We start from the raw sequence: 12,114 nt of genomic DNA on the forward strand, positions 1-12,114 counted from the left end.
TTATTTGTTCAGTTCCAAAAGGATATCGATGTATTCACGGTCGTTGCTGAGACGCGGAACCTTGTTCTGTCCGCCAAGTTTCCCTTTAGACTCCAGCCAGAGATAAAAAAGATTAGGTTTTGCGATATGAACAACCGGTCTTTTAAGGGTAATGTTATTGTATCTTTTGGCCTCATAATCGGAGTTTACAGATTTCAGATGCTGATCGAAAGAATCTACAAAGGCGTCTAAATTTTCAGGAGGTTTGGTAAATTCAAAAATCCATTCGTGGGCACCGCTTTCGTTTTCTTTCATAAAAACCGGTGCTCCGGTAAACTCTGCGATACTTGCCTGCGTGTATTCACAAGCTTTTGCCAAAGCGGCATCCACATTGTTGATCATCAGTTCTTCACCGAAAGCATTAATATAATGTTTCGTACGTCCCGTAATTTTTATTCTGAAAGGATCTGTGGAAGTAAAAACCACCGTATCACCAATCAGATAACGCCAAAGACCACCATTTGTGGTGATGACCATTGCATAATTTTTCCCTTTTTCAACTTCTTCCAGACACACAACTTTCGGGTTGGAAAGATGAAACTGATCCATTGGGATGAATTCATAGAAAATTCCGTAATCGAGCATCAGCAGCATTTCGTCGCTGTCTGATCTGTCCTGAATTCCGAAAAAGCCTTCAGAAGCATTGTATATTTCGTAGTAATTTATTTTTTTGCCGATGATTCCCTGATACTGATCACGGTAAGGTTTAAAACTGATTCCGCCATGGAAAAATACTTCGAGATTGGGCCAAAGCTGAGAAATACTTTCTGCATCAGTTTCCTTTAAAACCCTTTGCAGAAGCACCATCATCCAACTTGGAACCCCAAGAATACTTCCAACATCCTCATTTTTAACCTGAGAAACTATTGCCTGAAGTTTTGATTCCCATTCAGACATCAGCGAAACTTTTTTGTTGGGAATGGTTGTAATTTCTACCCAAAAAGGCAAATTATCGATAATTATGGCTGAAAGATCACCAAATTTGGTATTGAAATCTGCGTACAGTTCAGAACTTCCGCCAAGACGCAGATTTTTATTGGTGAAAAGCTGGTTTTCCGGATGATTGTTGGCGTAAATCGAGACCATGTCTTTACCGGCTTTCATGTGGCAGTATTCCAGACTTTCTGCAGAAATCGGGATGAATTTGCTTTTCGCATTCGTCGTTCCGGAAGATTTCGCAAAATGCTTGATGTATCCTGGCCAGCTGACGTCTTTCTGTCCCTGTCTTGCCTTTTCAATGTAAGGTTCAAAATCTTCATAACAAACCACAGGAACTTTATTTTTAAAATCCTGATAGCTGGAAATGGAGTTGAAGCCATACTTTTTCCCGTACTCGGTGTCTTCCGCATGAAAAAGCTGCGAAAAGAGAATCCCTTTCTGAGTATCTATCGGATGATCGATGAAATGCTGGATCTGGTCTATCCTCTGTTTGATAAACCAGTTGACCACCGTGTTGAAAAGTGCTTTCGTTGCCATTACAACAAATATAACAATTCTTTGAAATGCAGGAAATATTTGGGTATAAAAAAACCGCTATCAAAAAAAACACTTGCGCAGATCCCGGCAGATTTTCCGTGCTGCCTCTGCTTTAAGCAACATAAAAAAAGACCTCCCGATAAGGAAGGTCTCTATATTGAATTGAGTATTTTTATTTATTAAAGTCAATTTCTTCAGACTTATTCAGATTGTCATTTACATTTTCTTCTTTTCTGCCGGGCTGTTTTGTGCTTGGCTCAGCCGGTTTCGGATTTTTAATTTCGTCAATGGTCTGTAAACCGCCTTCATCACCGTAGCCGGAGCTTAACCCTTTGAGGTTGCTACATCCGTCTTTCCATTCTGAAGGTTTTACGAATTTATCATCCGGTGAAATCTTAAGGGATTTATCTGCCCATACTTTCTTCATAAAAATCGCCCAGATTGGCAATGCCATTTTAGCACCCTGACCTTCACCTGTGCCGAAGAAGTGAGTTGCTCTGTCTTCCCAGCCTACCCAGGCTCCGGTGGCTAATTTCGGGGTAATTCCCATAAACCAACCGTCTGAGTTATTCTGTGTTGTTCCCGTTTTACCTGCAATTTCTACGGCTTTAGAAATTCCTTTTCTTCCCAATTCTCCGGAAGCTGTTCCGTACTGTGCCACACCTTTCATCAATTCAATCATGGTGTAAGCGTAATTAGGATTCATTACTTCTTTAGGTTCTGCATTGATTTCTTTAATTACTCTGTTATTAGAATCTTCAATTCTCCAGATCATCTCCGGTTTGTTGTAGTTTCCGTAGTTGGCAAACGTACTGTAAGCACCTACCATTTCATAAATCGTAATATCAGATGAACCCAACGCCATCGGTAAACTCGTAGAAATATCCTGAGTTACTCCCAGATCCCTTGCTGTCTGAATAACGCTTTGAGTACCCGCCATTTCGGCCAGACGAAGTGCAACAGGGTTTTGAGAATGTGCCAGTGCATCTTTTAAAGTAAGCATTCCACCTCTTCCCGGTACGCTGTAGCTTCCTTTTGTAAATGTTGCGTTTGAAACTGTGGAACAAGGTGTCATCCCTAATTTCATAATAGCTGTAGCATACACGAATGGCTTAAAGGTAGATCCTACCTGTCTTTTACCCTGTTTAATGTGATCGTACTGGAAGTGCTGCCAGTCGATGCCCCCAACCCAAGCTTTGATTTCACCCGTTCCCGGAACCATAGACATTAAGCCCGCCTGTGCAATCTGCTTATGCCATCTGATAGAATCCCAGGGTGACATTTCAACCTCTTCCTCGCCAGTCCATGTAAATCTAGACATTTTAATAGGCTTGTGGAATTCCATCATGATAGAATCTTCCGGCATGTTGTCGGCTTTCATCAATTTATATCTTCCGGTTCTTCTTACCGCCTGCATCATCACATCGTTTACCTGCTTATCATTGAGATAGTAAAAAGGTCTGTTTTTTCTTCTGTTCTGTTCGGCATCAAATCTTTTCTGAAGATCCGTCAAATGTTCTTTTATTGACTCTTCTGCGTACTTCTGCATTTTAGAATCCAGAGTAACATAAATCTTTAAACCGTCTTTGTAAAGGTTTAATTTTTTCCCGGTCTCTTTTTCGTACTCATCAAGATATCTGTCCGTTTCTTTTTTCAGATAATGTTTAAAATAAGCAGAATAACCCTCTGTAACGTCTTTTATAGGGTGGTAATCTACAACTACAGGAGCTTCGCTGGCTTTCTGGTACGTTGCGTTGTCAATATATCCCGTTTTTAGCATCTGCTCAAGTACAACATTTCGTCTTTCTTTCGCTTTTTCAGGATATCTATAAGGATTGTTTTTTCTTGGATTTTCCAGCATAGCTACAAAAGTAGCAGCTTCAGGAAGGGTAAGCTGTGAGGTCTTTTTATTGAAATAAATTTTAGAAGCCATCTCAACACCGTTTGCGTTGAAAAGGAAATCAAATTTATTGAAGTAAAGCTCAATAATTTCCTGCTTGGTATATCTTTTTTCTAAACTTACGGCAACCACCCATTCTTTAAGTTTCTGAATCCCTCTCTCCACTTTGTTTTTGGCAGCAGTTCCGGTAAAAAGTAATTTTGCCAGCTGCTGGGTAATGGTAGATCCACCACCTCTTTTTCCACCATAAACCACAGCTCTTGCAACAGACTGCAGATCAATTCCTGAATGTTCAGAAAAACGCTCGTCTTCTTTTGCCTGAAGGGCATAGATAAGATAGGGAGGAAGCTCCTGATAAGTAATGGGCTGTGTTTTTTCTTTTTCAAATTTACCTAAAACCTGGCCGTCTGAGGAGATGATTTCTGAGGCAACAAAAATATCCGGATCTTCAAGCTCTTTTACGTCTGGCATTTCTCCCAAAAATCCTTGGGAAACTGCAAAGAATAAACCTGAAATTCCCAAAACTACAGCTAAGAAACCAACCCAGACGAATTTTACCCATCTTTTCCAGCCGGTATCTTTCTTTTTTTTAGGCGGAAGCGGGAAAGTTTTCCCTCTGCTTCCGGAATTGTTTTTATTTTCTTCCATGTATGATTACGGTTTTGCCGTTTCTACTTTTATTCCTAAATCTTCAATGCCCTGCAGATTATCATTTCTCATGGCCTGCTTTACATTGATCTCATACTTTCCGTTTTTTGGAAATCTGTATTTTACTTTATACAGAAACAACGTCTCTTTTGTATCTCCAAAACCGGTTCCCAGCCATTCGCCGTTTGGCTTTGCGAGGATGTAATTTAAAGTGTCAACTTCACTTTTTTTGGTCTGAAGATCCTTAAAATCAACAATAAACCTGATGTTGCTGTACGGATAACTGTCGTTGTTTCTTACAACAAATATAATATTTTTAGGATTTTGAGAATCAGAAATGCTGAGATTATATTTCTGCACTGTTTTTCTGTTCCATTTTCCGTTAACGGGATTCATCGTGATGTCTTCTGATGAAGAACCACAGCTGATGAACAGGGCAAAAACTAATAAACCTAAAAATTTATGCATTATTGTTGTTGTTATAATTGTCTTTTTTAGGAGGAAATTTCTTTTTAAAATTCTTTTTGTTCTGGTTCTGGTTGGGATTCTGAGGCTTTGGCTTATCAGAATTTACCGTATTTTCTCCATTTTCCACTCTTTCCGGGCGCTCCGTTTTTTCACCCTGAACTTTTGGCTGCTGATTTTTTTGAGGCCTTGAATTGTTTTGATTAGGATTTTGGCTGTTCTGATTCCTGTTCTGCTGATTTCTTCCGGCGTTTCTGTCGGTGTTTTTCTCACCAGCTGGGCGTTCCGTTTTTTCAGGTCTGGCAGCTCTTTCAGGACGATCAGTTCTTTCGCCGGCAGGTTTGTTTCTCTGTCCATTATTCCTGTTTTGTCCCTGATTTTGATTGCGGTTTCTGTTGTTTCTGTTTTTCTTCTCAAAACGGTCTACACTGTTTTCCTGAATAAGATCTACAGAAGTGGCAACAAGATCTGGCACCTTGAGATCTTCCAAAGGAGGTGCTTTTTCACCTTTTTTGTTTTGCGCGATCAGTTTTTTTACTAGATCGATATCGAAATCATACCATGCCATCGAATTATCAACGTATGCAAACCACATTTTCTTTTTGAAAACATCAATTTTGATACAGAAGGCCCTTCCTTTTTCAGTATCCAACGTCGTTGAAGAAGATGGAAAATGGCTTAAGGCGTCCAGGTAGCTGTCGAGTTCGTAATTAAGACAGCATTTTAATTTTCCACATTGTCCGGCGAGTTTTTGAGGGTTGATACTCAACTGCTGGTATCTCGCAACATTGGTGTTTACAGATCTGAAATCAGTGAGCCATGTTGAACAGCACAGTTCTCTGCCACAAGACCCGATTCCTCCCACTTTTGCAGCTTCCTGACGGAAGCCAATCTGCTTCATATCAATCTTTGTACGGAAGGTAGAGGCATACTCTTTAATTAAAAGTCTGAAATCTACTCTGCTTTCTGCCGTGTAATAAAAAGTAACTTTAGAAGCGTCACCCTGATATTCCACATCAGTAATTTTCATCTCAAGACCCAGTCTGTGAGAGATTTTTCTGGCTTCAACCTTTATGGGTTCTTCTTTTTTTCTGGCTTCCTGCCATACTTCAAGGTCTTTCTGGTTGGCCAGTCTGTATATTTTAAGAGCAACATCCTCGTGAGCTCTCTTTTTTTTCATCTGAATCTTTACCAATTCGCCAGATAGGCTTACTACGCCTACATCATGCCCCGGGCTGGATTCTACTGTTACTACGCTACCAATGTGTAAAGGAAGATTGTTTACATTTTTAAAAAATGCTTTCCTTTCATTCTTAAATCTAACTTCCACGTAATCACATCTTTCTGATGTGGGATTTTGTACGTTAGACAACCAGTCAAAAACACTTAATTTATAACTATTACCACAGGTATTTACACTTTCGCAGCCACTGGCGGTCTTTTTAGGCCCGCACGAGTGAGTAGAATCGCCGGACGTTTTACATCCACAACTCATATATTGTATATTAATTTAATTTGCAAATTTATCGATTTTTATTTTTACATAATTCCAAAAATAAGAATTATTATGGATGTTAAATGTTTAACCTTAAACGGGTTTTTAATTCAGTTTAATTTTTGTTTCTAAAGTTCTTTATAGTAAACACTTAGGTTTTAAAAATTCGCAGATGTTATTTTAAACATAGTTTTCTTTTAACAGAATGTTTAAAAATTATACTTTTATTAACAGACGTTGACAAAATAATTTTATATTTGACTTTATAATATAACAATACCCTATGAAAAAAATATTGATATCAACTGCCTTACTGGCTGGGGTTTTATCTTATGCAGGAGGCTTCAGGGTTTCTTTGCAGGGAGTAAGACAATTGGCAATGGCGCATACCAGTGCACATGCAGAAGATGCAAGTGTTACTTTCTTTAACCCGGCTGGGATGTCTTTCATACCTTCTAAACTCAGTATAGTAGCAGGAGGGTTTGGTGCAAGCAATACGGTTACTTTCCAGAATCTTAATACATTAACAAGTACGGAGACAGATAATCCTTTGGGAACGCCTATCTATGCTGCAATTGCATTCAAACCCATTGAGAAATTATCTATAGGTTTCAGTTTTTCTACGCCTTTTGGAAGTACAATTCAGTATCCTTACGATTGGGAAGGTAGAGAAATGGTGCAGAAGCTAGAGTTGAAAGCATTCTACTTTCAGCCAATGGTTTCATATAAAATGGCAGACTGGTTAGCTTTCGGAGCAAGTTATATTTATGCCAAAGGACAGGTAAACTGGGACAAAGCAGTTACTCAGTTTGGTGGAACAGTTAATATTAATGATGATAAGGCAAGCGGTCACGGCTTTGGTTTTGGTTTTTATTTCAGACCAGACCCAAAATTAGATGTGAGTATCGCTTACCGTTCTCCTGTTGATATGAAAGCCAAAAAAGGAACGGCTACATTCACAGTTCCTGCACAATCAACAGTGAATACACTTTTAGGCCTAAATTCTGCCGGACAGGACGGCTTCACAGCAACATTACCTCTCGTAGCGGAATATACTATGGGTTTAACCTATAAAGTAACACCAAAATGGTTGATTTCTGCAGACTTTAACTATCATGGGTGGGAGCGATACAGCCAGCTGACTCTGGATTTTGCCAACGCGCCAATTGGAAATCAGGCAGATCCTACAGTTTTGGTGGCACCGAAGAACTTCAGAAATTCTAAAACTGTAAGATTAGGGACAGAATATGCTTTCACAAACATGATTTTTGGGCGTTTGGGAGCGTATTACGATGAATCCCCTTATTCTGATGAGCATTTTATACCTGAAACGCCTTCGTTTAATTCTTATGTATTCACAGGAGGTTTAGGATTTAAAATGAATAAATTCGGGGTTGATTTAGCGGGTGGTTATGTAATGCCACAAAGCAGAGACGTGAAAAATAAAACATTAGGTTTCTACGGTCAGGCAAAAGCTAAGGCATTTTATTTCGGTTTAGGTTTATCTTATAATGCTTTTTAAAATTAATTTATGAAAAAAATAATAATATCTACACTTGCTGTTTCTGCACTGCTTTTCACAGTAAGCTGTAATACAGATTTTGATACCGATGTAAAAGATGTAGTGGTAACGAAAGGGGAAGCAGATTTCACCAAATTTATTTCTCTTGGAAACTCGCTTACTTCGGGTTACCGTGACGGAACTTTATATTCTGGCGGACAAAATGAATCTTTCCCCAGCATGATTGCTATGCAGATGAAACTTGCGGGTGGAGGAGAGTTCAAGCAACCTTTGATGCCCAATAATATCGGAGGGTTTAATAATTTACCAGGCTTTCCGGGAAAACTGGAGCTGAAATTAGTAAACGGATCGTTAAGTCCGGTGGCAAACTCACCTGCTGCAGCGCTGGATAATATCGCATCGGGTGGACCTTACCAAAATATGGGTGTTCCAGGGGCAAAAGTTTCTCACTTGCTCTTTCCTGGTTATGGAAATCCTGCAAACTTAGCATTAGGTACTGCCAATCCTTACTTTGTGAGATTTGCAGCTAACCCTGCTTCATCATCTGTAGTGGGTGATGCATTAGCACAAAATCCGACTTTCGTTTCTTTGTGGATAGGAAATAACGACGTATTAGGTTACGCAACGACAGGCGGTGACGGTTCAAACCCAATTACACCGGTAGACGGAGGTGTAGGTGTAGGTTTCAACAGCACTTATAGTGCTTTGGCAGGAATTGTTTTTCCTGCAGGAACCACAAGAAAAGGGGTAGTGGCTAATATTCCTAATGTTACCAATGTGCCATTCTTTACAAGAGTGCCTGCAATGCCGCTTACCAATCTCACAGACGCTCAGGTGTCTCAGTTGAACAGCGGATATGCAACATACAATGCAGGTCTTGCTCAGGCAAAAGCGTTAGGGGCAATCAATGATGCAGAATATCAGAAAAGGCTCATCAAATTTGTGGCAGGTGCTGTTTCAAATGGAGCTGTGATTACAGATAAAGATTTGGCAACTGTGCCGGGATTACCAAAATACAGACAGACTACCTCAAAAGATTTTATCCTTCTTACAGCAAGTGCGGTACTTACTCCACAGGCTGGTGGCGGTACTTCTGTGCCTTTAGAGGATAAACTGGTGTTAACAGAAGCTGAAGCTGCGAAAGTGTTAACAGCAACTGCTGCATACAACACCACCATCAGAAGTGTGGCAGATTCTAAAGGCTTAGCATTTGTAGACATGAATGAAAAGATGATTGAGCTTAATGCTAAATCAGGAATATCATGGAATGGTGTAAAATATACAGCAACGTTTGTAACTGGTGGTGCATTCTCTCTGGATGGAGTTCACCTTACAGGTAGAGGATATGCTATCGTTGCAAACGAATTTATCAAGTCTATTAACAAAAAATACAGATCTACTTTACCACAGGTAGATGTGAATAAATATTCAGGTGTCACATTCCCTTAATATTCAGAAAGTATAAAAACTTAGAAACCGCAAGATTGATTCTTGTGGTTTTTTTTTAAATTTGCAAAATCTAAAAAGTAAAAATGGCCGATCAGTTAAGTTATCTATTTTCTACAAGAACCAGTAAAACACTGGCAGAAAACATTGCCCAGCATTATGGGAAAGAATTAGGGAAAATCATCATTCAGGAGTTTAGTGACGGGGAATTTGAGCCCATTTTAGACGAATCTGTAAGAGGAGGAAGAGTATTCTTAATTGGATCTACATTTCCGCCGGCAGATAATCTTTTAGAATTATTACTGATGATTGATGCTGCAAAAAGAGCTTCTGCAAAAAGCATTACTGTTGTACTTCCATACTTTGGTTTGGCAAGACAGGACAGAAAAGACAAGCCGAGAGCACCAATCGGAGCTAAACTCGTTGCAAATCTTTTAACAGCAGCCGGCGCAACAAGAATTATGACGATGGACTTGCATGCTGACCAGATTCAGGGGTTTTTTGAGATTCCTGTTGATCATCTGTACGCTTCTACAATATTTGTAGACTATATCAAAAATCTTAATCTTGATAATCTTACGATTGCTTCTCCGGATATGGGTGGTGCAAAAAGAGCAAAAAACTATGCAGGTCACCTCGGTGCAGACGTAGTAATTGCTTATAAAGAAAGAAAAAAAGCAAACGTTGTAGAAGAGATGTTCCTGATTGGAGATGTGGAAGGTAAAAACGTTATTCTTATCGATGATATGATTGATACAGCAGGTACACTTTGCAAAGCTGCTGATATTTTAATGGAAAAAGGTGCAAAATCTGTGAGAGCAATGGCTACTCATGGTGTGCTTTCAGGAAAGGCTTATGATAATATTGAGAACTCAAAATTGCAGGAGGTAATTGTAACTGACTCAATTCCTGTAAAAACTAATTTGTCATCTAAAATAAAAGTGCTATCTTGCGCCCCATTATTCGCAGATGTTATGAAGATGGTGCATGAGCATCAATCTATCAGCAGTAAATTTGTTATTTAACTGATAATTAAGCGTTTGCAGATTAAAACGAAACAATTTTTTTAAATTATTTATAATGAAATCTATTACAATTCAAGGTACAAAAAGAGAAAGCGTGGGCAAAAAGTCGACAAAAGCTTTACGTGATGCTGAATTAGTTCCTTGTGTTGTTTACGGAGGTGGCGAGCCATTGAACTTCTCTGCAGAAGAGAGAGCATTCAAAGGTTTAGTGTATACTCCTGAAGCACACACGGTATCTATTGAGGTTGACGGACAAACTGTTCCGGCGGTTCTTCAGGATATTCAGTTCCACCCAATTACAGACAAGATTATTCACGCAGACTTCTACAGATTAGCTGACGATAAGCCAGTTATCATGGAGGTTCCTGTAAGAATCACTGGTCGTTCTAAAGGTGTTGTAGCTGGTGGTGTTCTACGTCAGACTTTCAGAAAACTGAAAGTAAAAGCTCTTCCTGCAAACTTGCCGGATGAGGTAGTTGTAGATATTACTTCGCTTAAAATTGGTAACAAACTTTATGTAGGATCTATCAAAGCTGAAGGTTACACTTTCATGCACCCAGACAATGCAGTTGTAGTAGCTGTTAAAATGTCTAGAAATGCAGCGAAAGGTGGTGCAGCAGCTCAGGATGATGATGAGGATGAAGAAGTTGCAAATGAAGGAGAAGCTCCTGCAACTGAAGCAGCAGAATAAGAATTTTCTTATCCTAAATAAATTAACCTGTCATTTTTGGCAGGTTTTTTTGTTTTTAGATTACATCTATTATGGCTGTAAGCATCAGATCTTTTCATAAAAAAGCCGTAAATTTGAGGGGTTCTAAATAAAGAATCTTTTAATTAAAATTTTAATAAATGTTTGATATTCAGGAAATCCGAAGTCAGTTTTCTATATTAAATCAGCAGGTGAACGGTAAGCCGTTGGTTTACTTAGACAATGCAGCTACATCTCAGAAGCCGAATTCTGTTTTAGAAGTCTGGGAAAAATATTACAAAGAAATAAATGCTAACGTTCATAGAGGAATTCATACGTTAAGCCAGCTGGCAACCGAAGAAATGGAACTTTCCAGAAGAAAAATCCAGAAATTCATCAATGCTGAACATGATTTTGAAGTTATCTTCACCAAAGGAACTACGGAAGGCTTAAATCTTATCTCCTATATTTTAACATCAAAATTAAAACAGGACGACGAGATCATCATTTCTTATCTGGAACATCACTCGAATATTGTTCCCTGGCAGTTGCTGTGCGAAAGAACAGGGGCGAAATTGAGAGTAATTCCTATGGACGAAAACGGAATTCTGCAGTTGCATTATCTTGATCAGTTTTTAAGTGAAAAAACAAAGGTCGTTTCTGTTAATCAGGTTTCCAATGCTTTAGGAATTGTAAATCCTATTGAGGAAATTATTGCCAAAACAAGAGCTAATTCAGATGCATATATCGTAATTGATGGGGCGCAGTCAGCTCCCCATTTTACTATTGATGTTCAGAAAATGGATTGCGATTTCTTCGTCTTTTCAGGTCATAAAATGTATGCCCCAATGGGAACCGGAATTTTATACGGAAAACAGGAAGTCCTTGAAAATTTGCCGCCTTTCCACGGAGGTGGTGAGATGATCGCCATCTGTTCGTTTGACAAAACAACGTATGCAGGTTTGCCTTTTAAATATGAGGCAGGAACACCTAATGTCGGTGGAAATATTGCGCTGGGAGCTGCGGTGGATTTTATGAATAAAGTGGGTCGCCAAAATATTCAGAATCATGAGAATGCTTTGTTGGACTACGCTCAAAAGCAACTTCTCGAAATTGACGGTTTAAAGGTTTACGGAGAAAATGCACACAGAACGGGTGTTGTCTCCTTTAATTTAAAAGGAATCGGAATTTCTTCTGATGTGGGAATGATCCTCGATAAAATGGGAATTGCGGTAAGAACGGGTCATCACTGTACCCAACCGATTATGGATTTCTTTAATATTGCCGGAACGGTACGCGCCAGTTTTGCGGTTTACAATACTTTTGAAGAAATTGACCTGTTAGTGGAAGGTGTGAAAAAAGCGCAGAGAATGTTGGCTTAATTTTCAGAAGATAATTTAGGTATCTAAA

Annotated in this window: 9 protein-coding genes; 5 read left to right on the forward strand and 4 right to left on the reverse strand. The window is 39.1% G+C overall.

Annotation, left to right across the window (positions count from 1 at the left end; translation table 11 throughout):
- The 4 genes from ASG31_RS03350 to ASG31_RS03365 all read right to left on the reverse strand — a co-directional run bounded on the left by ASG31_RS03350 (nt 1) and on the right by ASG31_RS03365 (nt 6,023).
- Complete coding sequence (locus ASG31_RS03350) at nt 1–1,515, reverse strand: GH3 auxin-responsive promoter family protein (protein WP_056027859.1); 1,515 nt, start codon at nt 1,513–1,515, stop codon at nt 1–3.
- 172 nt (nt 1,516–1,687) lie between these two features.
- Nucleotides 1,688–4,063, reverse strand: coding sequence for a penicillin-binding protein 1A (locus ASG31_RS03355; protein ID WP_056027861.1), 2,376 nt, complete (start codon nt 4,061–4,063; stop codon nt 1,688–1,690).
- Nucleotides 4,064–4,069: 6 nt separating this feature from the next.
- Nucleotides 4,070–4,531, reverse strand: a complete 462-nt coding sequence (locus ASG31_RS03360; protein ID WP_056027863.1) for a gliding motility lipoprotein GldH — start codon at nt 4,529–4,531, stop codon at nt 4,070–4,072.
- Nucleotides 4,524–6,023, reverse strand: coding sequence for a stage 0 sporulation family protein (locus tag ASG31_RS03365; protein ID WP_056027864.1), 1,500 nt, complete (start codon nt 6,021–6,023; stop codon nt 4,524–4,526). Before ASG31_RS03365 ends, ASG31_RS03360 begins: the two co-directional genes overlap by 8 nt.
- 283 nt (nt 6,024–6,306) lie before the next feature.
- Between ASG31_RS03365 and ASG31_RS03370 the strand changes: the two genes are divergently transcribed.
- The 5 genes from ASG31_RS03370 (at nt 6,307) to ASG31_RS03390 (ending at nt 12,086) form a co-directional block, all read left to right on the forward strand.
- Nucleotides 6,307–7,545 (forward strand): OmpP1/FadL family transporter, encoded by a 1,239-nt coding sequence (locus ASG31_RS03370; RefSeq protein ID WP_056027866.1) that lies wholly within the window; start codon nt 6,307–6,309, stop codon nt 7,543–7,545.
- Between the two features lie 9 nt (nt 7,546–7,554).
- Nucleotides 7,555–8,994, forward strand: coding sequence for a G-D-S-L family lipolytic protein (locus ASG31_RS03375; protein ID WP_056027868.1), 1,440 nt, complete (start codon nt 7,555–7,557; stop codon nt 8,992–8,994).
- A gap of 83 nt (nt 8,995–9,077) precedes the next feature.
- Nucleotides 9,078–10,016, forward strand: coding sequence for a ribose-phosphate pyrophosphokinase (locus ASG31_RS03380; RefSeq protein ID WP_056027870.1), 939 nt, complete (start codon nt 9,078–9,080; stop codon nt 10,014–10,016).
- A 55-nt stretch (nt 10,017–10,071) separates the two neighbouring features.
- Complete coding sequence (locus tag ASG31_RS03385) at nt 10,072–10,707, forward strand: 50S ribosomal protein L25/general stress protein Ctc (protein WP_056027872.1); 636 nt, start codon at nt 10,072–10,074, stop codon at nt 10,705–10,707.
- Between the two features lie 158 nt (nt 10,708–10,865).
- On the forward strand, nt 10,866–12,086 hold the full coding sequence (locus ASG31_RS03390; protein ID WP_056027874.1) for an aminotransferase class V-fold PLP-dependent enzyme: 1,221 nt from the start codon (nt 10,866–10,868) through the stop codon (nt 12,084–12,086).
- Nucleotides 12,087–12,114: the final 28 nt, after the last annotated feature.

It is taken from the genome of Chryseobacterium sp. Leaf404 (assembly GCF_001424145.1).
GTDB lineage: Bacteria > Bacteroidota > Bacteroidia > Flavobacteriales > Weeksellaceae > Chryseobacterium.